Below are 24010 nucleotides of genomic sequence, written 5' to 3'. Positions count from 1 at the left end.
AGCCACGACGGATCCGCATCCGGAAGCTCACAGAAGCTCCCGCTCGGGCTTCAGCCCTTGACCGCGCCGGTGAGCATGCCCTTCTTGAAGTGGCGCTGGACGAAGGGCGAGAGGACGGCGACGGGGAGGAGAGCCATGACCATGACCGCCATCTGCACGGCGAGGGCCGACAACTGGCCGGTCTTGATGGCCTGGCCCATCCCGACCGGCGCCTCCTGCTTCTGGACCAGTTGGATCATGACGTTCTGGAGCGGCATCATGTCCTGGTCGTTGAGGTAGAGCGAGGCGTTGAACCAGGCGCTCCAGTAGCCGACGGCGTAGAAGAGCGTGATCACCGCGATGACCGCGCGGGAGAGCGGCATGACGATCTGCCACAGGATGCGGAAGTCACCGGCGCCGTCGATGCGGGCGCTGTCGATGAGTTCCTGCGAGATCCCAATGAAGAAGCCGCGCAGCACCAGAATGTTGAAGACACTGATCGCGCTCGGCAGGATCAGCGCGAGATAGCTGTCCGTCAGACCGAGGGTCTGCACCAGCAGATAGGTCGGGATGAGACCGGCGCTGAAGAACATGGTCGCCAGTAGCAGCATCAGGATCCAGCGGTGGCCGACTGATCCGCTGCGGGACAGGCCGTAGGCGCACAGGACGGAGACGGTCATCGAGAAGATAGTGCCGACCAGGGTGACCAGGACGCTGATGACAGTGGCCCGGGTGACCTGTCCACCGCTGAGCAGTTCCTGGTAGGCGATGAAGGTGATGCTCTTCGGCACCATCACCAGACCGCCGGCCTCGTCGATGGTCTTGCGCGAGGACAGGCTGGTGACGACCACGATCCACAGCGGGAAGAGCACCCCCAGGCAGGCGAGGGCCAGCACCAGGCCCTTGCTCGCGACGCCGGCCTTGCCGGGCTCTTCCTCCCACACCGGCCGGGGCGGGGCGGACCACCACCGGGGCGCCTTCTCGCGTACGGGTTCGGCGTCCTGTCGCGGCTCCCACATCAGGGACGTCATTTCTTGTACACCCCCTGCTCGCCCATGAGATGGGCCACTTTGTTCGCGGCGAGGACCAGGCCGAGGCTGACGACGCCCTTGACTAGTCCCGCGGCGGCCGCGTATCCGAAGTCCTGGTTGCGGACGCCGGTCCACCACACGAAGGTGTCGAGGACTTCCGAGGCGCCCGGTCCCACCATGTCGCGTTGCAGCAGGATCTGTTCGAAGCCGACGGTGAGGGCGTCACCGACACGCAGCACCAGCAGCAGGGCGATCACCGGGCGCAGCGCGGGCAGCGTGACGTGCCACATACGGCGCCAGCGGTTGGCCCCGTCCATCGCGGCGGCCTCGTACAGGTCGGGGCTGACCGAGGACAGGGCGGCGAGGAAGACGATGATCCCCCACCCGGCGTCCTTCCACACGCTCTGGGCGGTGATCAGAAACTTGAAGGTGTCCGGGTCGGTCATGAAGTCGAGGCCGTCGTACCCGTGCTGCCGCAGGAGCTGGGAGAAGATGCCGGCTCCGCCGAAGAGCTGCTGGAAGACGGCGATGACCAGCACCCACGAGAAGAAGTGCGGCAGGTAGAGGACCGCCTGTGCGACCGCCCGCACCCGGGGCCTGATCACGCTGTTGATGAGCAGCGCGAGCAGGATCGGGATCGGGAAGAACAGTACGAGCTGGAGGAAGAACAGCACCAGGGTGTTCTGTACGGCGTTCCAGAAGGCCGAGTCCTCGAAGATCCGCTGGAAGTTCTCCAGGCCGACGAAGGGGCTGTTCAGCATCGAGACGACGCCGTTGTCGCTGATGTAGGGGTCGTAGTCCTGGAAGGCGACGACGTTGCCGAGGATCGGTACATAGTTGAAGAGCAGGACCAGGAGGACGGCCGGCAGCGTCATCAGGAGCAGGACGCGGTCGCGTCTGAACCTGAGGCGCAGGCTCACCTTGTCCGGGCGTTGTTTCTCCCGGGAGCCGGTGGCGCCGCCGGGCGCCACCGGAGACTTCTCCGTCGTTTCGGCCTCGACCTTGCTCCGAGGCACCGTGCTGTGGGACACGGCCGTTCTCCTCGCCTCAGTACCTGGTCAGTTCGCCGCCGAGCCGTTCTCGTCGAGGAGCTTCTGGTACCAGTCGCGGAGCTTGTCGCCGCCCTTGCTCTTCCAGTCGGAGACGGCCTGCTGCATGTCGCTGATCTTCTTGCGGCCGCGGGTGATGTCGTCCTCCAACTGCTCGAAGTCGTTGGAGAGGTTGGTGTAGCGGGTGGGCTCGGTGATCTGCATGCCGTAGAAGGTCGACTTCTTGGTGAAGGCGCCCATCCGCTGCTGCCACTCGACCTGTTCCCGGGTGATGTCGGGGAGGTCGGGGTGGGCGAGGGTCGGGGCGGGGCTGGCGACCATGACGTAGGCGTTGATGGCTTCCTGGTTGCCCTTGTCGTTCTTGACGGGCACACCGTCCTTGACGGTGTAGTGCGTGCCCTCGACCCCGTAGTTGGTGAGCATGTACTCCTTGGTGCCGTACGGGGCCGCGGTGACGTTGGCGACGGCCAGCGCGTCACGGATGACGGACTCGGAGGCGCCCTTGTTGATGAAGGCGAAGATGTTGGCCGGCATCGTGGCGAAGATGCTCGGGTCGCCACCGTCGTGTCCGAAGATGTCCATGCCGCTGATCCGGAACTTCTTGTTCTGAGTGGCCTGGGAGGCCTGCTGCCCGTACCAGCTGGAGATGTCGTTGTTGTAGATCAAGAACTCGCCGGCGGCGAACTTGGTGCTGGGGTCGACGGCCTGGCTCTTGCCCAGCTTGAAGTCGGGGTGGACGACCCCGGCGGCGAAGAGCTTGCGGGTCCACTCCAGCGCCTCGAGGAATTCCTCGGTCTCGACGCGGTAGACCAGTTTGCCGTCCACGAGATTCCAGCCGAGCGGCTTCTCGCTCCCGGAGAGTACGCCCCAAGCGTTGAACGCGGTCCACTTCATGTCGCCGCACGCCCACCGCTTGGCCCTGGCGTTGGTGATGTCCTTGGCCAGCGCCATGAACTCGTCGGCGGAGGTGGGCAGTTCGTAGCCCTCCTCGTCGAAGATGTCCTTGCGGTAGAGGGGCACGATGTTGGGGACGTACGAGGCGGGCATCGGCAGGCCGCGCAGCTTGCCGCCGAAGATGCAGCGCTGCCAGGCGTCGGTCGGGATGGCCGCGAGGTTCGGGTACTCCTTGACCTTGTCCCCGGACAGGTAGGGGCCCAGGTCGGCGAACTTGCCGATGATGGCGCTGGGTATCTTGCCGCCCATGTTCCAGCCGGGGATGACCACCATGTCGGGGACCTTGCTGGAGGCGAGGACCGCGCCGAGCTTCTGGTCGTAGGTGTTGCCGTCCTGGTTCTGCCAGGCGACGTCGACGCCGATCAGGTCGTTCATCGCCGTGTAGTAGGCGTTGTTCCCCTTCGGTGGGGAGCCCCAGAACGGCGACATGATGGTGACCTTGCCGCCCTTGCCGAGCTTCTTCGGGACCGAGGTCTTCAGATCGGCGAGGTCGAGCTTGCTGGTGAAGCCGACCGCGGAGCCGTTCTTGGAGGGGATGTCGGGCGTCACCACGTTGGTGGCCACGAACGCCGGCAGCAGCTTCTTGGCGTCCTTGCCCGACGTGGCGCCTTCCCGCGAACCGCTGTCCGAACCGCCGCAGGCGGCGAGCAGTGGCATCCCTCCCGCCACCGCTGCGGTGGCGACCGCCGTGGAGGCGAGGAAGCTTCTCCGGCTCGGTCCGGAGGAGGCGGAGGCGGCATTCGGCGTCATTGCGTCAACCCTTCGTGGCGCACAGCAGGACACCCGGCGGTGTGGCCGTCGGCTGCGGTGTCTTGAGTGGAACTGGCTGAGCTGAAGCGGACCTCGGAGAATTGCGCGCCCGGAGGGCATCTTCGACAGTCGAAGCGCTTCGATGTTGCTGCGAGGTTAAGTGAACACCTGGGGGTGCACAAGAGCCGATTCCAAGATTCCCCATAGCCGTAAAGGTCTGAACCGGTCTCTTCCGACCCTTGGGATGTCGGTGGGGATTCGGAGTTGTTGCGTCGGGGTGTCTTGACACCCACCCCTCTGTCGAATGAGCATCGAAGCGCTTCGAAAGTCCTTCACCACTCTTCCGCAACTTCCGCAGAGGGATCTTCCCGTGACCGCACAAACGCCGCCTTTCCGCGAATCGCAGCTGCCGTTCGCGAAGCGCATCGACGATCTTCTGTCGCGGCTCACCCTGGAGGAACGGGTCGCGATGCTGCACCAGTTCGGGCCCGCGGTGGAGCGGCTCGGCGTCGCCGCGTTCCGCACCGGCCAGGAGGCACTGCACGGGGTGGCCTGGATGGGCCCCGCGACGGTGTTCCCGCAGGCGGTCGGCCTCGGCGCGACCTGGAACGACGAGCTCGTACGCCGGATCGGCGAGGCGGTCTCCACCGAGATCCGCGCGATGCGCTCGCGCGACGACCGCATCGGCCTCAACGTCTGGGCCCCCACGGTCAACCTGCTGCGCCACCCCCTGTGGGGCCGCAACGAGGAGGGCTACTCGGAGGACCCGAAGCTCACCTCGGCGATCGCCACCGCCTACACCCGCGGGCTGCGCGGCGACCACCCCGCGTACTGGCGTACGGCCCCGGTCCTCAAGCACTGGCTCGCGCACAACAACGAGACGAACAGGGACACTTCGTCGAGTTCCGTCCGCCCGCGCGTGCTGCACGAGTACGACCTGCGCGCCTTCCGCGAGACCGTCGAGGCGGGCACGGTGGCCGGCGTGATGCCCGCGTACAACCTGGTCAACGGCCGCCCCAACCACGTCTCGCCGTATCTGCGCGAGCACCTGCGCACCTGGACGGACCAGGACCTGCTGGTCTGCTCGGACGCGGGCGCGCCCTCGAACCTGGTGGACTCCGAGCACTACTTCGACACGCACGAGGAGGCAACGGCCGCCGCGCTGATCGCCGGCGTCGACAGCTTCACGGACCATGGCACGGACAGCTCGAAGATCGTCGAACGCGTCCAAGGAGCTCTGGACCAGGGCCTGTTGACCGAGTCGGACATCGACGCGGCGGTCCGCCGCCAGCTCGCGATCCGCTTCCGCCTCGGCGAGTTCGACCCGCGCCTGGACCCGTACGCGGAGACGAAGGACTTCGACACCCCGGCCCACCGCGCCCTCGCCCGGGAAGCGGCGGAGCAGGCCGTCGTCCTCCTCAAGAACGACGACCTGCTCCCCCTCACCGAAGAGGGCACCCGCATCGCGGTGGTCGGCCTCCTCACCGACGAGTGCAAACTCGACTGGTACAGCGGCACCCTCATCCACCGCTCCACCCCGCTCGAAGGCCTCTACGAGCGCTTCGGCGCCGAACACGTGGACTTCGCCGAGGGCGTGGACCGCGTACGCCTGAAGACCTCCGCCGGTACGTATCTGAGCGTGCCGCGGGCCGACGACGCGACCGACGAGGTGCGGGGCGCCGAGGGCGCGCTGGACCCGGCCCTGCTCGCGGGCCGCACCGACCTGCCCCCGCTCACCACCGACACCACCGGCACCGAGCTCGCGCTGATCGACTGGGGCGAGGGCGTCCTCACCTTCCGCGCCCCCGACGGCCGCTACCTCTCGGTGGCCGACGACGGCCTCGTGCGCGCTTCCGCCGATCAGCCGGGCGGCTGGGTCGTCCAGGAGACATTCCGCCTGGAGCCCCACGATTCCCACGGGAACGGCCACCTCCTGAAGCACGTCGGTACGGGGCGCTACGTCTCTGTCACCGCCGACGGCGTAAAGGTTGCCGCGGAGAACCCGGAAATCTTCGAGCTGGAGATCAGCGAACGGGGCGAGGACGCGGTGGCGCGCGCGGCCGCCTCGGCCGATGTCGTCCTCGTGGTCGCGGGCAACGACCCGCACATCAACGGCCGCGAGACGGAGGACCGCGCCACTCTCCTCCTCCCCGCCCACCAGCGGCGACTCCTGGACGCGGCCAGGACCGCGAACCCGCGCACGGCCCTGATCATCACGTCCTCGTACCCCTACGCGGTCGACCCCGCCAACCTCCCCGCCCTCCTGTGGACGGCCCACGGCGGCCAGGCGGCCGGCACCGCCCTGGCCCGCGTCCTGGCCGGCGACGTCTCCCCGGCGGGCCGCCTCCCGCAGACCTGGTACGCCGCGGACGCGGACCTCCCCGATCTCCTCGACTACGACGTGATCGGCGGGCGCCAGACGTACCTGTACTTCGAGGGCACCCCGCTCTTCCCGTTCGGCCACGGCCTGTCGTACGCGTCCTTCGCGTACGGGGACTTCGCGGCGCACGCGGGCGAGAACTCGGTCCACGTCACCTTCACGGTCACCAACACCGGCGACGTCGCGGCCGACGAGGTGCCCCAGCTCTACACCCGCGCGGTGGCCCCGTCCGTCCCCCGCCCCCGTCGCGAACTCCTGGCCCACCGCCGGATCCACCTGGTCCCCGGCGCCTCCACCGAGCTGACCTTCGAACTCCCGCTCTCCGCCTTCGAGTTCTGGGACGTGGCCCAGGGCTCGTGGCGTCTGGAACCGGGGGCGTACGAACTCCTCGCGGGCGCGTCCAGCGAGGACATCCGCCTCCGCGAGACGCTCGAGCTGGACGGCCCGCCCACCGCCCCGCGCGCGGTCCTCGAACACGGCCTGAACGCAGCCGACTTCGACGAGCAGCAGGGCGCGGAGATCGTCGACCGCACGAAGCAGACGGGCGAAGCGGTGACACCGGCACACAACAACGCCGAACTGGTCTACCGCGCCTGCGACTTCGGAACGGGCACCCCCGGCAACGCCGCCACCCGGTCCGTCACGGTCGACGTGTCAGGCAAGGGCTCGGTCGAACTCGCCCTGAACGGCGGCCCGGTGATCGCCCAGTTCGACATCACGCCCACGGCGGGACCGTACGACTACACGACGGCCACCGCCCCGTTCCCCGCGGCAGAGGTCCACGATCTGCACATCAGGCTGCGCGGCCCGTTGCGGCTCGCGCACGTCGGCTTCTCCGGTTGAGGGTCCGGATCAGGCCGACGACAAAAGGAAGGGGCCCGGCACCGGAAGGCATCGGTGCCGGGCCCCTTCGTCCGGGGGTGGGTGGGTCACCCCTCGGGCTTGATGAGCCCGCGCTCGTAGGCGCGGATCAGGCGCCGGGGTACGGCGTACTCCCGCCCGTCGGCGAAGAACGGGACGAGATCGGGAGTCGACGCCTTCCACTGAGCCCTGCGGTGACGGGTGTTGGAGCGGGACATCTTGCGCTTCGGAACTGCCATGCCCGGCACTCTACATGAAAACGATTGTCACAAGCTATAGGGGCTGGCAGCAGGAACTAGAGAGCAAGTCCCGTCAGCACCAGCACCCGCTCGTAGGTGTAGTCGTCCATCGCGAACTTCACGCCCTCACGCCCGACACCGGACTGCTTCACGCCGCCGTACGGCATCTGGTCGGCGCGGTACGAGGGAACGTCGCCGATCACCACGCCACCCACCTCCAGCGCACGGTGAGCGCGGAAGGCGGTCTGCAGATCATGGGTGAACACCCCTGCCTGCAGCCCGTACTTGGACTCGTTGACGGCGGCGAAGGCGGCAGCCTCCCCCGCCACCTTCTGCACGGTGAGAACGGGCCCGAAGACCTCCTCGCAGGAGATCGTCACATCGGCCGGTACGTCGACGAGGACGGTCGGCGCGTACGAGGCACCGTCGCGCTTGCCTCCGGCGAGCAGCGTGGCGCCGGCCGCGACGGCCTCGTCGACCCACGACTCGACGCGCTTGGCGGCGTCCTCGCTGACCAGCGGCCCGACATCGGTCTTGTCGTCGGACGGATCCCCGGTGACCTGGGCCTCGACAGCGGCGACGATCCGAGGCAGCAGCCGCTCGTAGACCGCCGCGTCCGCGATCACCCGCTGCACGGAGATGCAGGACTGCCCGCCCTGGTAGTTGGAGAAGGTGGCGATACGGGTCGCCGCCCAGTCCAGATCCTCGTCACTCGCCCAGTCGGCGAGTACGACGGCCGCGCCGTTGCCGCCCAGCTCCAGCGTGAGGTGCTTGCGCGGCACGGAGTCCATGATCGCGTAGCCGACCTTGTCCGACCCGGTGAAGGAGATGACGGGCAGCCGCTCGTCCTGCACCAGGGCGGGCATCCTGTCGTTGGCGACGGGCAGCACCGACCAGGAACCGGCCGGGAGATCGGTCTCGGCGAGCAGCTCTCCGATGAGCAGACCGCTCAGCGGCGTGGCGGGAGCGGGCTTCAGGATGATCGGGGCACCAGCGGCTATGGCGGGGGCGATCTTGTGGGCGCACAGGTTCAGCGGGAAGTTGAAGGGCGCGATCCCCAGCACGACGCCCTTCGGGAACCGCCGAGTGAAGGCGAGCCGCCCCTGACCGCCCGGGTCGGTGTCGAGCCGCTGCGCCTCGCCCCCGTTGAACCGACGGGCCTCTTCCGCGGCGAACCGGAACACGGACACGGCCCGCCCGACTTCACCGCGGGCCCACTTGACCGGCTTGCCGTTCTCGGCGGAGATGAGCCGGGCGATCTCCTCGGTCCGCTCCACGAGCCGCCTGCTCACATGGTCGAGAGCGGCGGCCCGCACATGAGCGGGGGTCGCGGCGAACTCGTCCCGCACGGCGTGAGCGGCGGCGACGGCCTCCTCGACCTGAGCGTCACTCGGCACGCTGACCTGGCCGACGAGGCGGCCGTCCCACGGGGAGGTGACATCGAAGGTGGACTCGCCGGTGGCGGGGCGGCCGGCGAGCCAGAAAGCGTGCGTGGAGGTCATGTGCGAGTCCGGGCCCTTCCCTGGTGGGGGTGTCCTTGGTCTTTCCTCGTCCACGGTAGGGCCACCGTGGCGACGGGGCGTCTGTCCGAGTCGTAGCACTCGCGGGCCGGGGTACGCCGCTTTGGCCTAGTCACCGACCTGTTTTCGCCCCCGCCGCCCCTACCCATTCCCGTCCCCTGGGGCTCCGCCCCAGACCCCGTCTCGGGGGCCAGCCCCCGAACCCCCGCTCCTCAAACGCCGGAGAGGCTGATTTTCAGCGGGGGTCTGGGGGCGCAGCCCCCAGGGACGGGACGGGTAGGGGCGGCGGGGGCGAAAAAACCCCTCACTCCCCCGCCGCCGTCGCCTTCAGCGCCAGCCACAACTCCATCCGCACATCCGGATCATCCAGCGACCGCCCGAGGATCTCCTCGACCCGCCGCATCCGATACCGCAACGTATGCCGATGCACCCCAAGATCCGCCGCGGCCGCATCCCACTGCCCATGCCGCGACAACCACGCCCTCAACGAGGCGACAAGATCCCCCCGCCCCGTCGCATCGTGCTCGTAGAGGGCCCGCAGAAGCCCATCGGCAAAGGCCCGCACAGCATCATCCGCAAGCAACGGCACCACAGACCCCGCAGCCAGCTCCTCATGCTCGACCAGCACCCGCCCCCGCCGCCGGGCGACCGACAAGGCCTGCTCGGCCTGCTTGTAGGCGGCCCCGGCGGCAATGGGCCCGGCGGGCGCGGACAGCCCGACAACGAGCTCGTCCTCGTCGCCCCCCTGCTCGGCCCCGCCCCGAGCGACCCCGACGGCCTCCGCGTACCGAGTACACGCAGAAACGACCGCACCCCCGTCCGCGGCGAGCACGACAAGCCGCTCGCCGTCAGGCACAACAAGCACGGCCTCCCCGGACCGAGCAGCCGCGGACTCCACCACCTCGACGAGCCCGCCCACCGGATCACCCCCGGCGTCGACAAGCACAGACGCAGCCGCCTCGGCACCGGACGCATCCACCCCGCCGACGCCGCCCCCGGCCCGAGCCCGCCCCGCAGAGGCAGACGCGGTCTCGGCGAGAATCATCCGGTAAGGCGCATCCAGCAGCCCGCCGTACAAATCCCCGGCAACCCCCCGAGCATGATCCGGCTGCCCGGCCAACAGCATCCGCAACACAGCCGCCCCGATCCGCTGCTCAGCGGCATGCAACGACCGAGACCGCTCAGTGGTCAGCGTCAACAGGGCGATCGCGGAGTGCACGGCGTACCGCTCAGCCGTACCCAACGCGGCCGCGGTGCCCACAGCCAACGCGGCCCGCGCCCGCCGCCCCGTACCGAGTGAGTGCAGCTCGACCCGGTCCTCCCCGTCCTCACCCTCCGCGCCGACCACGGCACTCGCGGGCGCGGCCCGCTCCCGCAACCGCTCCACATCCCCGGTGAGCCGAGCGGCCCGCCGCCCGGCCCACTCGGGCGCGGTGGCGACAACGGCCCCGGACGCGTCGTACAACGCGGCCCATCCGTCGACCTGCGAGGCGAGCGCGGACAGCAGCCCTTCGGGCCCATCGCTCAACGCCTGCTTCGTAAGCTCCCGTTGGGCGGCGAACCCGGCAGTCACGGCCCGGTACTGGTCGGCGGCGATGGCAGCGGACACGGCCTTGCTGATGGCGAGAAACGGCGTACGCCGGGGCACCTCCAGCAGCGGAAGCCCCTCCTCCCCTGCCGCGTCGACCAGGGCTTTGGGAATCTCCTCGTAGTGCACCCCGACGGCGAAGCCGAGCCCGGCCACCCCGGCACCCACCAGCCGCTTCACATACCGCCGCATGGCGTCGGCGTCCTCGGCGTCCAGCTTGAGCGCGGTGATGAGCAGCAGCTCCCCGCCCTCCATGTAGGGCACGGGGTCGGTGAGTTCGCTGGCGTGGACCCAGCGCACAGGGGTGTCCAGACGTTCCTCGCCTGCGCGCACGGTGAGTTTGAGCGCCGAGTGATGGACGAGCGAGGCGAGCGTGGGGGGCATGGGGCCTTCAGGTCTTCACAGGTTCTTCGACGGTCACGGGCAACGTGATCTTTGTGATTCTTTGGCCGCGGCGTATGAACGACCTATGTCGATTCTGCCTCACCGTACGGTCAACCCGTGACCATATGTCCGGACGTCCTGCTCGGCTCACTCCTCAAAAATCCCTCAGAAACGTCTCAGGAGCCCCACAGCCCCCTCACGCACCTCAGCTGCGCAGATCCACCAGCAACGGCGGCGCGTGCTCGCCCCGCACACTGGTGAGCGAGAGCACCGCGTGCCCCGGCGGCACCCCGTGCGCCAGCTCGGACGCGGACCACCGCTCCCGCTCGACCTGCCGCACGGTCACGGCCCGGGCCGTCGGCGCATGCCCGGTGATCACCCGCCGCAGCATGTGCACGGCCTTCCCGGCCGGCGTCTCGGCGATGATCTGCCGGTCGGTGACGTCCCGCGCCTCGGTCCACTCCTTGCCCCACACCTCGGCGAAGTCCTGCCCGTCCCACGGCGTGAGCCCGGACAGCGCCATCCGGCACCCGATCGCACCGAGCAGCGGCGACCGCAGGGGCCGCGGCGCGTCGTCGAGCGTACGGAGCGTCATCACGACGCCGGCGTTGGCGGACCGCAGCCGCTGAATCCCGCGTACGGCCTCAGGCGTGATGACCCCGGTGGCGTCGTCGAGCACGAGGCAGGCGAACAGCGACCGGTCCTCCCGCAGGGCGACACTGGCCGCGAACTGGGCGAGCACGAGCCGCGCGAGAATCCGGGAGGCGTCGGCATGTCCGCGCTCGGGCAGATCGATCCGCACGCGTACGGGATGGTCGAGGGCTCGCAGCGAGAAGGGCCGGGACTGTCCGGAGGTGTCGAAGAAGCCGGCGAAGGCGGGCCGGTCAAGCAGGGCCACCCGATCCGCGAGCACGCCTCCCACGTCTCCGGGATGCCCCAACTGCCGCTCCCGCGCGTCGAGTTCCCGCAGCAACGACTCCTGACCCGCCTCCGTGAGCGCCTTGCGGAGCGCACCGAGCGGGCCGGGCGCGCCGTCGAGGAGCTGCCTCAGCTCGGGTACGGACGGGAAGCGCCCGTGAACGGCGCGGTACGGCCCGAGCAGCTGGGCGAGCACGGTGGTGGACCGCCGGCTGTCCCCGCCGGGATGCGGATCGGCGAGATCCCCGACGAGCGCCTCGGCGAGCACGGCCGCGGCCTCGTCCGGGTCGGTGGTGCCGCCGTACAGATCGAGGTCGTACACGGAGTCGGGGTTCCCGACCCGCACCACGACGTCGTACGCGTCGGCCGGCCCGAGCCCGGCCCCCGCGGCCCCGACCACGACCACGGCGGCCCGCCCGGCGAGCGCGTGCAGACACAGCGACTCGGCGAGCGGCCAGACGACACCGCCGGTCTTGCCGGACCCGGCGGGCCCGACGGCGAGCAGCGAGGTGCCGAGGAGCTCCGGCCCAAGGGCCAGCCCCGTCCCGCGATAGGAGTACGGATTCCGCGGGTCGTCGGCGGTCGTACCGAGCCGTACCTGTCCGGTGACGAGGTCGTGCGTCGCGAGCCGCCCCGGGAGGTCCCGGTCCCCGGAGGGATGCAGACACGCGGCGGCGCCGTCCCTCAGCACGGCCCCGCTGAAGGTGGCGAGACTGTGCCGCCCGCTCCGTACGCCCTGCCAGGCCCGGGCGATCCGCGCGTGATCGACATCGCGCATGAGCCCGGTCCGCGCTTCGGCGGCAAGCCGGTCGGCGGCATCGGCGGCACCGGCGCCCCGCAGCTGGTTCCACTGGGCGGGATCCTCCTCGGGCACGGGCGGCCGTTCGCTCACGGGTGCGGCCCGACGCCAGGCGGGCAGCCCGTAGCGCCGCCACACCTCACTCCACCGGCCGAGCCGCCCGACTCCGATCATGATCCCGAGCGCGATGACCAGGTAGTAGGCGTAGACGACCACGACGGATCCGAAGCTGTGCGGCTCGGCCCAGGAGTCCGGAATCATCGCGTAGAGCGGCAGCAGCCACCAGCCGCCGAGATAGCCGTTCCACAGCAACGACCAGATCAGCCACCCCACAAGAAAGGCGACCAGCGCCCCGCTCAGCAACTGCCGGGCCGGAATCTCCTCGGGCTCCTCCTCCGGCCGTGGCCGATGCCCGAACCGCCACACACCCGGCGCGGCCTCGGGCCGCGGAGTCCGCAGCCACGCGAGAAAGGCCGACCCGTCCGACACGGGCGACCCCCCGGGCGCCTGCGCGGGCCGTGGTGGCACCTGCGGCGGCCCCGCCGGCCGCGGCACACGATCGGCGTGCGTGCCCCGTGCGTCCTGCGTGCCGTCGCTGTCCATCGCCTCTGCCACCCCTGACCAGCCGCTCCATATGTCGTTAGCCAGTCAATCTAATGCCCCCACAAGGGGAGTTCACCGCTTACCGGGCCGGACTCGTCCGGGCACGGCCGCCCCCGGACCTTGACCGCTCCACGCCCACGCTATGTCCACGGCGGACAAGCGAATCTCCTGACAACGCCCAGATGGAGCATGCCCACCCCCCGTCCCCGGCCATAGCCTGCGAAGAAGGAAGCCGAGCGTCCGAAGAAACCCGTTCGCAAGTCGTCCGTAAGCCGTTCGCAAGACCCCCAGGGAGCCCCTCATGAGCGCACTTCCGCAGGAGCGCCGTGTCGTCACCGCCATTCCCGGTCCGAAGTCGCAGGAGTTGCAGGCCCGCCGCACCGCCGCGGTCGCGGCCGGTGTGGGGTCCGTGCTGCCCGTGTTCACCGCGCGGGCGGGCGGCGGGATCATCGAGGACGTCGACGGGAACCGGCTGATCGACTTCGGTTCCGGCATCGCCGTGACCAGCGTCGGCGCGAGCGCCGAGGCCGTCGTGCGCCGGGCGAGCGCCCAGCTCCAGGACTTCACCCACACCTGTTTCATGGTCACGCCGTACGAGGGGTACGTGGCCGTCGCCGAGGCGCTGGCCGAGCTGACGCCGGGCGACCACGCCAAGAAGAGCGCCCTCTTCAACTCGGGCGCCGAGGCCGTCGAGAACGCCGTCAAGATCGCGCGGGCGTACACGAAGCGACAGGCCGTCGTCGTGTTCGACCACGGGTACCACGGGCGTACGAACCTCACGATGGCGCTGACCGCGAAGAACATGCCGTACAAGCATGGCTTCGGCCCGTTCGCGCCCGAGGTCTACCGCATGCCGATGGCGTACGGCTACCGCTGGCCGACCGGTCCGGAGAACGCGGGCCCCGAGGCCGCCGCGCAGGCCATCGACCAGATCACCAAGCAGGTCGGTCCGGACAACGTGGCCGCGATCATCATCGAGCCGGTCCTCGGCGAGGGCGGCTTCATCGAGCCGGCCAAGGGCTTCCTGCCCGCGCTCAGCAAGTTCGCGTCCGACAACGGGATCGTCTTCGTCGCCGACGAGATCCAGTCCGGGTTCTGCCGTACCGGCCAGTGGTTCGCCTGCGAGGACGAGGGCATCGTCCCGGACCTGATCACCACGGCCAAGGGCATCGCGGGCGGTCTGCCGCTCGCCGCCGTGACGGGCCGCGCCGAGATCATGGACGCCGCGCACGCGGGCGGCCTGGGCGGCACCTACGGCGGCAACCCGGTGGCCTGCGCGGGCGCCCTCGGCTCGATCGAGACGATGAAGGAGCTCGACCTCAACGCGCGGGCGAAGAACATCGAGGCGGTCATGAAGGCCCGCCTCGGCGCGATGGCCGAGAAGTTCGACATCATCGGAGACGTCCGAGGCCGCGGCGCCATGGTCGCCATCGAGCTGGTCACGGACCGTACGACGAAGGAGCCGAACCCGGCGGCGACCGCCGCGCTCGCCAAGGCCTGCCACCAGGAGGGCCTGCTGGTCCTGACCTGTGGCACATACGGCAACGTGCTGCGCTTCCTGCCGCCGCTGGTCATCGGCGAGGACCTGCTGACCGAGGGCCTCGACATCATCGAGCAGGCTTTTGCCCGCATCTGAGCGGAGTCTGCCTCATCGGTTCCGGTCTCGGGGCAGCGAGGAGCGGGGCGTGTGAAGAACGTGTGCGAGGTGCATGGCGGGACGCGATTCCGTCTGTCGGACGCCCTGCCCCTGACGTAGGTTCTACCCAGATGAGAGATACACCCCGCCCACAGGGGACTGTGGGTGACACCGGGTCGGGGCCTCCCCAGCTTCGCCCTGGTCGTGCCATCGCGCACACAACCGGAGCCTCCGGCTCTGGATCTCCTCACCGATCGGACAGTCGCCCGCCCCAAACCCCCCGGGGCGAGCGACAACCCGATCTGATCGGCCGCCCCGGAACTACCCCCCCTGTTCCGGGGCGGCCGGCCTGGGTTCTGGGCCCGTTGGTCCTCCTCTTCGCCTTCCTCACCTGGCAGGCCGCCGTCGACACCCCGCTGCGCCGCGCGGACGAGCGCCTGGCCGGGTCGATCACGGACAGCCGCCTCCCGAACGGCGCCGCCGAGTTCCTCGCGGACCTCGGCAACGTCACGGTCGCCGTCCCGGTCCTGCTCGCGGTCTCCGCGTACGCCTGCCGGCGCGCACGGCGCGCATCCCTCCTCCGCTGGTGGCTCCCACCCTTCGCGGCCCTGATCACGATGGCCGCCGTTCCGGTCCTGGTCGTTCCGATGAAGGAAGCCATCGGCCGCACCGGCCCGCCCGGCATGGCGGGCGACGGCTACTACCCCTCGGGCCACACGGCCACAGCCGCCGTCGCCTACGGAGCGGCCGTCCTCCTCCTGCTCCCATGGCTCCACAGCCGCTATCGCCGACGCGAACTCGTCATCGGCTATCTGGTGCTGGTGGCGGCCGTGAGTTTCGGGCTGGTCCGGCGCGGCTACCACTGGACGCTGGATGTGGCGGGGAGCTGGTGTCTGAGCGCCATGCTGCTGCTGGGGCTCACGATGTTCCTGAGCCGCAGCGGCAGCAAAGCTCCTCAGCCGAAGTAGCCGTCGAAGTTCTTCGAGAACTCCCAGCTGCCGTACCGGTCCCAGTTGATCGACCACGTCATCAGGCCGCGGAGTGCGGGCCAGGTGCCGTGGGTCGCGTACGGGCCGCAGTTGGTCTTCTTCGTCAGGCAGTCCAGGGACTTGTTGACCTCGGACGGCGGTACGTGTCCGTTGCCCGCGTTCGTGGACGCCGGCATACCGATCGCCACCTGGTCGGGCCGCAGCGGCGGGAAGACGTTGCCGGCGTCGCCCGCGACCGGGAAGCCCGTCAGGAGCATGTCGGTCATGGCGATGTGGAAGTCCGCGCCGCCCATGGAGTGGTACTGGTTGTCGAGGCCCATGATCGGGCCGGAGTTGTAGTCCTGGACGTGGAGGAGTGTCAGGTCGTCGCGCAGGGCGTGGATGACCGGGAGGTAGGCGCCGGCGCGCGGGTCCTGGCCGCCCCACTTGCCGGTTCCGTAGTACTGGTAGCCGAGTTGGACGAAGAAGGTCTCCGGGGCCATCGTCAGGACGAAGTCGTCGCCGTACTTGGCCTTCAGGGTCTTCAGGGCCGAGACGAGGTTCACGATCACCGGGGTCTTCGGGTTCTTGAAGTCCGTGTCGTCGGCGTTCAGGGAGAGCGAGTGGCCCTCGAAGTCGATGTCCAGGCCGTCGAGTCCGTACTCGTCGATGATCTTCGAGACCGACGAGACGAAGGCGTCACGGGCCGCCGCGGTCGTCAGCTGCACCTGGCCGTTCTGGCCGCCGATGGATATCAGGACCTTCTTTCCCGCCGCCTGCTTCGCCTTGATCGCCGCCTTGAAGTCCGCGTCGCTCTCGACGTTCGGGCATTCGGTGGCCGGGCAGCGGTTGAAGCGGATGTCGCCGGAGGTGGTGGAGGTCGGTTCGCCGAAGGCCAGGTCGATGACGTCCCAGCTGTCGGGGACGTCGGCCATCCGCGTGTAGCCGGAGCCGTTGGCGAAGCTCGCGTGGAGGTAGCCGACCAGGGCGTGGGCGGGGAGGTCCGAGGGCCCGCCACCCGGGCCCGCCGTCGTGGTCGCCGTGACGGTCGGCGACTTCGCGGACTCTCCGGCGTCGTTCACGGCGGCGACCTGGAAGGAGTACGCCGTCGAGGGCGAAAGGCCGGCCACGGTGGTGGAAGTGCCGGTCGCCGACTGGACTTTCGCCCCGTTGCGGTAGACGGCGTATCCGGTCGCGCCGGGGACCGCCGGCCAGGACAGGCCGACGCTGGTGGACGTGACCGTGCCGACCGTGAGGGCGGTGGGTGCGGCCGGTGGTTGACCCGCGTCGACGCCGGGGCCGACCAGGGAGATGTCGTCGGCGTGGTAGGCGCCGGTGCCGTACCAGCCGTGCGTGTAGATCGTGACCTTGGTGGTGGACGGGCCGGTGCGGAAGGTGGTGGTGAGCCGCTGCCAGTCCGGCGCGGACTGCGTCCAGGTGGAGACGTCGGTGGTGCCGGTGCCGCTCGCGCCGAGGTAGGCGTAGCTGCCGCGGACGTATCCGGCGAGGGTGTACTGGGAGTCGGGTTTGACGGTCACGGTCTGCGCGCACCGTGCGTTGTCACTGCCGGCCGGGGTCGCCTTCAGTGCCGAACTGCCGCTCCGTACAGGTGAGTTGACGACACTGCCCGCCGTACAGTTCCAGCCGTCGAGGGCGGACTCGAACCCGCCGTTCCTCGCGAGGTCCGCGTCGGCCGCACGGGCGGCCGACGAGAGCGCGGCGAGGCCGGGTACGGCCAGGACGGTGGCCGCACAGATGGCGAGGACAGATCTGGTGCGATCCACAAGTACCTCCTGGCATGGGGGAATTGGAGGGTGGAGCGCGCTCAATTTGGTCCAGACCAATCCTGTTGTCAAGGCTTCCGGCAGCTATCCCCGGTCATCAGTCGCGCGACCCGCCGCGGCCTCGTGCATCGCCAGTTCCAGCAGTGTCGGATCCGTGAGCGTGCCCGAGCCGTCCGGTGGGACCAGCCAGCGGACCCCTCCGGTGGACCGGCCCGGGTACGGCACGACGATCCAGGTGCCGAGCCCGGCGGTGCGTACGCCCGTGCCGAGCCACCGGGCGGCCGTGCCCGGCGGCACGAAGAAGCCCATGCGGGCGTCGCCGAAGTCGACGAGCACGGGACCCGGTTGGTCGATCACCCGGGTCAGCACGTCGAGCGTCGGATAGCCGAGGTCGCCCGGCAGAATGAGTACGTCCCAGGCCTTGCCCGCCGGAAGCAGCGCGACCCCCATCGGATTGCGCTCCCATTCCCAGCGGCAGGCTTCGGGATCCGGAGCTACGGATGCCAGCCAGTCGACCGCCGTCTTGGCCCCTGTCATGGCGGAACCTCCCTTTCTCGTGTAGACGCTGGTCGCGTCACAGGGGAGAGGGAGGTCCGGGCCGGGCATTACGCGGGTTCCGGCAACTAGTTGGTGGTGAACCGGGTCACGTGGATGAGCAGGGCGTACGCCTGTGGATGGCCAGCAGGCGCGCACGCCCTCAGCGAGCAGACCGCACACACAGCAGCCCGGCAAGGGGTGGGTCCTCAGCAGTCCGCAAGGGGCGGGGCCTCAGCTGTCGAAGCCGAGGCCCAGCTTGTCCATCGTCCGCAGCCACAGATTACGCCGGCCGCCGTGCGCGTCGGCCCGCGCCAGCGACCACTTGGTGAGCGCGATCCCCGTCCACGCGAAGGGTTCCGGCGGGAAGGGCAGCGGCTTCTTGCGGACCATCTCCAGCGACGTACGTTCCGTGCGCTCGCCCGACAGCAGGTCGAGCATCACGTCCGCGCCGAACCGGGTCGCGCCGACGCCGAGACCCGTATAGCCCGCCGCGTACGCGACGCGGCCCTGGTGGGCCGTGCCGAAGAAGGCCGAGAAGCGGGAGCAGGTGTCGATCGCGCCGCCCCACGCGTGGGTGAAGCGGACGCCCTCCAGCTGCGGGAAGCAGGTGAAGAAGTGCCCGGCGAGCTTCGCGTACGTCTCGGGCCGGTCGTCGTACTCGGCGCGCACCCGGCCGCCGTACGGGTAGACCGCGTCGTAGCCGCCCCACAGGATCCGGTTGTCGGCGGACAGCCGGAAGTAGTGGAACTGGTTGGCCGAGTCGCCGAGACCCTGCCTGTTCTTCCAGCCGATGGAGGCGAGCTGGTCGGCGGTCAGCGGTTCGGTCATCAGCGCGTAGTCGTAGACCGGGACGGTGTACGAACGCACGCGCTTGACCAGGTTCGGGAAGATGTTCGTGCCGAGCGCGACCCGGCGGGCGCGGACGCTGCCGTAGGGAGTGCGTACGGCCATTCCGGCGCCGTAGGACTTCAGGGTGAGCGCGGGAGTGTTCTCGTAGACGCGGACGCCCAGTTCGAGGCAGGCACGCTTGAGACCCCAGGCGAGCTTGGCGGGGTGCAGCATGGCGACGCCTCGGCGGTCGTGCAGGCCGGCGAGGAACGTCGGTGAATCCACCTGTTCCCGTACCGCGTCGGTGTCCAGGAACTCCATGCCGTCCGCGAGGCCCTCGCGCTCCAACTCCTCGTACCACTCCCGCAGTTCGGCGGCCTGGTACGGCTCGGTGGCGACGTCGATCTCGCCGGTGCGCTCGAAGTCGCAGTCGAGGGAGTAGCGGGCGACGGCCGCCTCGATCTCGTCGAGGTTGCGGACGCCCAGCTCCTCCAGTTTGTGGATCTCGTCGGGCCAGCGGGTCAGCCCGTTGGCCAGGCCGTGGGTGAGGGAGGCGGCACAGAAGCCGCCGTTGCGGCCCGAGGCGGCCCAGCCCGCCTCGCGGCCCTCGACCAGGACCACCTCGCGCCCGGGGTCGCGCTCCTTGGCGAGGAGCGCGGTCCACAGTCCGCTGTAGCCGCCGCCGACGACGAGCAGGTCGCAGGTCTCGGCGGTGGTGAGGGCGGGCTCGGGGCGGGGCTTGCCGGGGTCGTCCAGCCAGTACGAGACCGGCTGGGCTTCAGAGAGTGACTTCGTCCAGTTCTTGTTACGGCTCATGGCGCTTGGGGCCATGATTTCAACTCCCTACAGGATTCTTGCGGTTATGCCTTTTGCCTGTTCCGGCGATTGCCGATGACCATTCCGGCCAGCACGAACAGTACGGCGACAATGAACATGGCCGTACCGATGACATTGATCTGAACGGGTGTTCCGCGCTGTGCCGACCCCCAGACGAACATGGGGAAGGTGACGGTCGAGCCGGAGTTGAAATTGGTGATGATGAAGTCGTCGAAGGAGAGCGCGAAGGCGAGCAGCGCTCCCGCGGCGATTCCGGGTGCCGCGATGGGCAGGGTGACGCGGAGGAAGGTCTGCACGGGACCCGCGTACAGATCCTGGGCCGCCTGCTCCAGCCTCGGGTCCATCGACATGACGCGCGCCTTGACGGCCGTCACGACGAAGCTCAGGCAGAACATGATGTGGGCGATCAGGATCGTCCAGAAGCCCAGCTCGGCGCCCAGGTTGAGGAAGAGCGTGAGCAGCGAGGCGGCCATCACGACCTCGGGCATCGCCATCGGCAGGAAGATCAGCGAGTTCACGGCGCCGCGCGCGCGGAAGCGGTAGCGGACGAGCGCGAAGGCGATCAGCGTGCCGAGGACGGTGGCGCCGAGCGTCGCCCAGCCGGCGATCTGCAGGCTCAGCGACAGCGAGCCGCACAGATCGGCGACCCCGCACGGGTCGGTCCAGGCATCCGTGGAGAACTGCTGCCATTCGTAATTGAAGCGCCCCTTCGGATTGTTGAAGGAGAACACCGTGACGACGACGTTCGGCAGCAGCAGATAACCGAGGGTCAGCAGACCCGCGATGACGACAAGGTGGCGTTTGAGCCAGCGCACGAAGGCCATTTAAACCAAGTCCTCCGTCCCGGACTTGCGGATGTAGAGCGTGACGATGGCGAGGATCCCGGCCATGAGAATGAACGAGAGAGCCGCAGCCGTCGGATAGTCGAGAATCCGCAGGAACTGCGTCTGGATGACGTTTCCGACCATGCGGGTGTCGGTGGAGCCGAGCAGATCGGCGTTCACGTAGTCACCGCTCGCCGGGATGAAGGTGAGCAGCGTCCCCGAGACGACACCGGGCATCGACAGCGGGAAGGTCACCCTGCGGAAGGTCGTGAACGGCTTGGCGTACAGGTCGCCCGCCGCCTCGTGCAGCCGCCCGTCGATGCGCTCCAGCGAGGTGTAGAGCGGCAGGATCATGAACGGCAGGAAGTTGTACGTGAGACCGCAGACCACCGCGAGCGGCGTGGCGAGGACGCGGTCGCCCGCGGTGATGCCGAGCCAGCTCGTGACGTCCAGAACGTGAAGCGAGTTGAGGGCTCCGACGACGGGGCCGCCGTCCGCGAGGATCGTCTTCCAGGCGAGCGTACGGATCAGGAAGCTGGTGAAGAACGGCGCGATCACCAGGATCAGGATCAGGTTGCGCCAGCGGCCCGCGCGGAACGCGATCAGATACGCGAGCGGGTAGCCGAGCAGCAGACACAGGATCGTGGCGGTGCCGGCATACGCGATGGAGCGCAGGAACTGCGGCCAGTAGTCGGCCACCGCGTCCCAGTACGTCGCGAAGTGCCAGGTGACCTTGTAGCCCTCCTCCAGGGAGCCCGTCTGCACGGACGTGGAGGCCTGGTAGACCATCGGCAGCGCGAAGAAGACGAGCAGCCAGAGGATGCCGGGGAGCAGGAGCCAGTACGGGGTGAGGCGTCCCCTTTTTCGAGGGGGGCGCTCCTTCGGGGCGGGGGTGGGCGCCAGGGGTGGCGCGTCGGTGACGGTCGTCATCAGGCCGCCTCTTCCTCGACCGTTTCGATACCGGCGTCGATGTCCTGGGCGGCGTCCAGGCCGAAGGTGTGGGCCGGGTTCCAGTGCAGGACGACCTCGGCGCCGGGTACGAGGCGGGAGTCGCGGTCGATGTTCTGGGCGTAGACCTCGAACTCCGGGCAGACCGGGCTGTCGATGACGTACTGCGTGGAGACGCCGATGAAGCTGGAGTCGGCGATCTTTCCGGTGATGCGGTTGCGGCCCGCCGGGATCTCGCCCGCGTCGTCGGCGTGGGTGAGGGAGATCTTCTCGGGGCGGACGCCGACCAGGACCTTGCCGCCGGTCGCCGTGGGCGCCGAGCAGCGTGCCTCGGGCAGGACGAGCTTGCCGCCGCCCGCCTTGAGGACGATCTCGTCGCCACTCAACGCGTCGACCTCGGCCTCGATGAGGTTGGAGGTGCCGAGGAAGTTGGCGACGAAGGTGGTGTTCGGGTTCTCGTAGAGGTCGGCGGGCGAGCCGAGTTGCTCGACGCGGCCGGCGTTCATCACGGCGACCGTGTCGGCCATGGTCATGGCCTCCTCCTGGTCGTGCGTGACGTGGATGAAGGTGATGCCGACCTCGGTCTGGATGCGCTTGAGCTCCAGCTGCATCTGGCGGCGCAGCTTGAGGTCGAGGGCGCCGAGGGGCTCGTCGAGCAGAAGCACCTTGGGGTGGTTGATCAGCGCGCGGGCCACGGCGACCCGCTGCTGCTGGCCGCCGGAGAGCTGGTGCGGCTTCTTGCGGGCCTGCTCGCCGAGCTGCACGAGGTCGAGCATCTCCTCGACCTGCTTCTTCACCGACTTGATGCCGCGCCGGCGAAGCCCGAAGGCGACGTTCTCGAAGATGTCGAGGTGCGGGAAGAGCGCGTACGACTGGAAGACGGTGTTCACCGGCCGCTTGTACGGCGGCAGGTTCGTCACGTCCTGTTCGCCGAGCGCGACGGTGCCCGACGTGGGCTCCTCCAGGCCGGCGATCATCCGCAGGGTGGTCGTCTTGCCGCAGCCCGACGCCCCGAGGAGGGCGAAGAACGAACCCTGGGGGACGGTCAGGTCGAGCGGGTGCACGGCCGTGAAGGAGCCGTAGGTCTTGCTGATTCCGGAGAGGCGGACGTCGCCACCGGTGTCTTTCGTCATGGTGTGGTCCCTGGGTGTCGGGGTCGTCTGTGGTCCGGGGGCGGGACGCGGTTGCCGTGCCGCTCGGGCAGGTCCGCGGCGGAGCCGGTGTTCCGCCCAGGGCGCCGGGCACCCGCCCGGGCGGCCTGAACCACCGAATCCGCACCCGCCGGAGGCGTTACGCCCCGGTCAGCTTCGCGAACTTCTCTTCGTAGGCCGTCTCTTCCTTCGAGCTCAGCGAGCGGAAGGAGCGGGACTTGGCGGCCATGGCGGCGTCGGGAATGATCAGCGGGTTGTTCGCCGCGTCCTCGTCGATCTTCGCGAGCTCGGGCTTCACCCCGTCGACCGGACACACGTAGTTGATGTACGCGGCGAGCGCGGCGGCCGGACCGGGCTCGTAGTAGTAGTCGATGAGCCGCTCGGCGTTGGTCTTGTGACGGGCCTTGTTGGGGACCAGCAGGTTGTCGGTCGACGTCATGTAGCCGCTGTCCGGGATGACGAAGTCGACGTCCGGGCTGTCCGCCTTCAGCTGGACGACGTCACCGGCCCAGGCGATACAGGCCGCGAAGTCGCCCTTGGTGAGGTCGGACGTGTAGTCGTTGCCGGTGAAGCGGCGGATCTGCCCCTTGTCGACGGCCTTCTGGAGACGGGCGACCGCCGCGTCGTAGTCGTCGTCGGTGAACTTCCCCGGGTCCTTGCCCATGTCGAGCAGCGTCATACCGATGCTGTCGCGCATCTCCGACAGGAAGCCGATACGCCCCTTGAGCTTGGGGTTGTCGAGCATGTCGGAGACCGACTTCACCTCCTCGCCGTCCAGCGCCTTCTTGTTGTAGGCGATGACGGTGGAGATGCCGGTCCAGGGGTACGAGTACGCGCGTCCCGGGTCCCAGTCGGGCGTACGGAACTGCTGGGAGAGGTTGGCGTACGCGTGCGGCAGGTTGGACGCGTCCAGTTTCTGCACCCATCCGAAGCGGATCAGCCGGGCGGCCAGCCAGTCGGTGACGCAGATGAGGTCGCGCCCGGTGGGCTGGCCCGCCGCGAGCTGCGGCTTGATCTTGCCGAAGAACTCGACGTTGTCGTTGATGTCCTCGGTGTACTTGACCTTGATGCCGGTGCGCTTGGCGAACGCGTCGAGGGTGGGGTGGTGCTTCTCGCTCTCGTCGATGTCCATGTACTCGGTCCAGTTGGAGAAGCTGATCTGCTTCTCCTTGGCCGAGTGGTCCTCGGACGAGACGCCCGCGGTGTTCTTCGCCGCCGGGATCCCGCAGGCGCTCAGCGTCCCGAGCCCGCCGAGGGCGAGCGCGCCGCCCGTCGAGGCGCGCAGCAGCGAACGGCGGGTGAGGGAGGCCCTGCCACTGCCGATACTGCGCCGCATGGCGGCCAGTTGGGCCGGGGACAGGCGGTCGGGCTCGTACTGCTCCATGCTCGTGGTGCCCTTTCGGGAGGGTTCGGCCTGGTCCGGGCCGGTGGTGACTGGCCGG

General features: G+C 69.2%; 17 protein-coding genes. 3 read left to right on the top strand and 14 right to left on the bottom strand.

Annotation, left to right across the window (positions count from 1 at the left end; translation table 11 throughout):
• Window positions 1–50: 50 nt before the first annotated feature.
• From GAS53_RS34120 to GAS53_RS34110, 3 genes are read right to left on the bottom strand one after another with little or no spacing between them, the layout of a single operon-like run.
• Entirely contained in the window at window positions 51–998 is a 948-nt protein-coding gene (locus GAS53_RS34120; protein ID WP_404829368.1) for a carbohydrate ABC transporter permease, read from the bottom strand.
• Window positions 999–1006: 8 nt separating this feature from the next.
• Window positions 1007–2041: an ABC transporter permease gene (locus GAS53_RS34115; RefSeq protein ID WP_151481623.1), complete on the bottom strand. Its 1035-nt coding sequence runs from the start codon at window positions 2039–2041 to the stop codon at window positions 1007–1009.
• A 27-nt stretch (window positions 2042–2068) separates the two neighbouring features.
• Entirely contained in the window at window positions 2069–3763 is a 1695-nt protein-coding gene (locus GAS53_RS34110) for an extracellular solute-binding protein (protein ID WP_151481622.1), read from the bottom strand.
• A gap of 370 nt (window positions 3764–4133) precedes the next feature.
• Between GAS53_RS34110 and GAS53_RS34100 the strand changes: the two genes are divergently transcribed.
• Complete coding sequence (locus GAS53_RS34100; protein WP_151481621.1) at window positions 4134–6986, top strand: glycoside hydrolase family 3 C-terminal domain-containing protein; 2853 nt, start codon at window positions 4134–4136, stop codon at window positions 6984–6986.
• Window positions 6987–7072: 86 nt separating this feature from the next.
• On the opposite strand, the gene rpmF is transcribed toward GAS53_RS34100, so the two are convergent.
• The 4 genes from rpmF to GAS53_RS34080 form a co-directional block, all read right to left on the bottom strand.
• The gene (gene rpmF / locus GAS53_RS34095; protein ID WP_151481620.1) at window positions 7073–7243 is read right to left on the bottom strand and encodes a 50S ribosomal protein L32; all 171 of its coding nucleotides are present in this window, start codon (window positions 7241–7243) and stop codon (window positions 7073–7075) included.
• A gap of 56 nt (window positions 7244–7299) precedes the next feature.
• Window positions 7300–8745, bottom strand: a complete 1446-nt coding sequence (locus tag GAS53_RS34090; RefSeq protein WP_151481619.1) for an aldehyde dehydrogenase family protein — start codon at window positions 8743–8745, stop codon at window positions 7300–7302.
• Window positions 8746–9067: 322 nt separating this feature from the next.
• The gene (locus tag GAS53_RS34085; protein WP_151481618.1) at window positions 9068–10735 is read right to left on the bottom strand and encodes a PucR family transcriptional regulator; all 1668 of its coding nucleotides are present in this window, start codon (window positions 10733–10735) and stop codon (window positions 9068–9070) included.
• 205 nt (window positions 10736–10940) lie between these two features.
• A complete protein-coding gene (locus GAS53_RS34080; RefSeq protein WP_151481672.1) occupies window positions 10941–13055 on the bottom strand; it encodes an ATP-binding protein in 2115 nt (704 codons plus the stop codon).
• Between the two features lie 301 nt (window positions 13056–13356).
• Between GAS53_RS34080 and gabT the strand changes: the two genes are divergently transcribed.
• Together gabT and GAS53_RS34070 are read left to right on the top strand one after the other, a co-directional pair.
• Window positions 13357–14691, top strand: coding sequence for a 4-aminobutyrate--2-oxoglutarate transaminase (gene gabT, locus GAS53_RS34075; protein ID WP_151481617.1), 1335 nt, complete (start codon window positions 13357–13359; stop codon window positions 14689–14691).
• A 365-nt stretch (window positions 14692–15056) separates the two neighbouring features.
• Complete coding sequence (locus tag GAS53_RS34070; protein WP_225859254.1) at window positions 15057–15659, top strand: phosphatase PAP2 family protein; 603 nt, start codon at window positions 15057–15059, stop codon at window positions 15657–15659.
• On the opposite strand, the gene GAS53_RS34065 is transcribed toward GAS53_RS34070, so the two are convergent.
• The 7 genes from GAS53_RS34065 to GAS53_RS34035 form a co-directional block, all read right to left on the bottom strand.
• Window positions 15647–17443, bottom strand: coding sequence for a chitinase (locus GAS53_RS34065; protein WP_192583398.1), 1797 nt, complete (start codon window positions 17441–17443; stop codon window positions 15647–15649). The two genes, GAS53_RS34070 and GAS53_RS34065, sit on opposite strands and share 13 nt — an antisense overlap.
• Window positions 17444–17527: 84 nt before the next feature.
• Window positions 17528–17980, bottom strand: coding sequence for a hypothetical protein (locus GAS53_RS34060; protein WP_151481615.1), 453 nt, complete (start codon window positions 17978–17980; stop codon window positions 17528–17530).
• A 231-nt stretch (window positions 17981–18211) separates the two neighbouring features.
• Window positions 18212–19639: an NAD(P)/FAD-dependent oxidoreductase gene (locus GAS53_RS34055; RefSeq protein WP_151481614.1), complete on the bottom strand. Its 1428-nt coding sequence runs from the start codon at window positions 19637–19639 to the stop codon at window positions 18212–18214.
• Between the two features lie 29 nt (window positions 19640–19668).
• Window positions 19669–20469, bottom strand: a complete 801-nt coding sequence (locus GAS53_RS34050; protein WP_151481613.1) for an ABC transporter permease — start codon at window positions 20467–20469, stop codon at window positions 19669–19671.
• The gene (locus GAS53_RS34045) at window positions 20470–21399 is read right to left on the bottom strand and encodes an ABC transporter permease (protein ID WP_151481612.1); all 930 of its coding nucleotides are present in this window, start codon (window positions 21397–21399) and stop codon (window positions 20470–20472) included. It abuts the gene before it with no gap.
• On the bottom strand, window positions 21399–22550 hold the full coding sequence (locus GAS53_RS34040) for an ABC transporter ATP-binding protein (protein ID WP_151481611.1): 1152 nt from the start codon (window positions 22548–22550) through the stop codon (window positions 21399–21401). The genes GAS53_RS34045 and GAS53_RS34040 overlap by 1 nt, the downstream gene beginning before the upstream one ends.
• Window positions 22551–22707: 157 nt before the next feature.
• Window positions 22708–23952, bottom strand: a complete 1245-nt coding sequence (locus GAS53_RS34035; protein WP_151481610.1) for a polyamine ABC transporter substrate-binding protein — start codon at window positions 23950–23952, stop codon at window positions 22708–22710.
• Window positions 23953–24010: the final 58 nt, after the last annotated feature.

Origin of the sequence: Streptomyces albicerus, assembly GCF_008905045.1 — a bacterium.
Classification (GTDB): domain Bacteria; phylum Actinomycetota; class Actinomycetes; order Streptomycetales; family Streptomycetaceae; genus Streptomyces; species Streptomyces albicerus.
The sequence above is the reverse complement of the archived record's forward strand: the minus strand, read 5'-3'. Positions and strand labels throughout refer to the sequence as shown.

Excerpts from the sequence above, each read along its gene's own strand:
- GAS53_RS34120 (WP_404829368.1), bottom strand. The coding sequence starts at position 998 with ATGTGGGAGCCGCGACAGGACGCCGAACCCGTACGCGAGAAGGCGCCC.
- GAS53_RS34110 (WP_151481622.1), bottom strand. The coding sequence starts at position 3,763 with ATGACGCCGAATGCCGCCTCCGCCTCCTCCGGACCGAGCCGGAGAAGC.
- rpmF (WP_151481620.1), bottom strand. The coding sequence starts at position 7,243 with ATGGCAGTTCCGAAGCGCAAGATGTCCCGCTCCAACACCCGTCACCGC.
- GAS53_RS34090 (WP_151481619.1), bottom strand. The coding sequence starts at position 8,745 with ATGACCTCCACGCACGCTTTCTGGCTCGCCGGCCGCCCCGCCACCGGC.
- GAS53_RS34085 (WP_151481618.1), bottom strand. The coding sequence starts at position 10,735 with ATGCCCCCCACGCTCGCCTCGCTCGTCCATCACTCGGCGCTCAAACTC.
- GAS53_RS34080 (WP_151481672.1), bottom strand. The coding sequence starts at position 13,055 with ATGGACAGCGACGGCACGCAGGACGCACGGGGCACGCACGCCGATCGT.
- gabT (WP_151481617.1), top strand. The coding sequence starts at position 13,357 with ATGAGCGCACTTCCGCAGGAGCGCCGTGTCGTCACCGCCATTCCCGGT.
- GAS53_RS34060 (WP_151481615.1), bottom strand. The coding sequence starts at position 17,980 with ATGACAGGGGCCAAGACGGCGGTCGACTGGCTGGCATCCGTAGCTCCG.
- GAS53_RS34055 (WP_151481614.1), bottom strand. The coding sequence starts at position 19,639 with ATGGCCCCAAGCGCCATGAGCCGTAACAAGAACTGGACGAAGTCACTC.
- GAS53_RS34050 (WP_151481613.1), bottom strand. The coding sequence starts at position 20,469 with ATGGCCTTCGTGCGCTGGCTCAAACGCCACCTTGTCGTCATCGCGGGT.
- GAS53_RS34045 (WP_151481612.1), bottom strand. The coding sequence starts at position 21,399 with ATGACGACCGTCACCGACGCGCCACCCCTGGCGCCCACCCCCGCCCCG.
- GAS53_RS34040 (WP_151481611.1), bottom strand. The coding sequence starts at position 22,550 with ATGACGAAAGACACCGGTGGCGACGTCCGCCTCTCCGGAATCAGCAAG.
- GAS53_RS34035 (WP_151481610.1), bottom strand. The coding sequence starts at position 23,952 with ATGGAGCAGTACGAGCCCGACCGCCTGTCCCCGGCCCAACTGGCCGCC.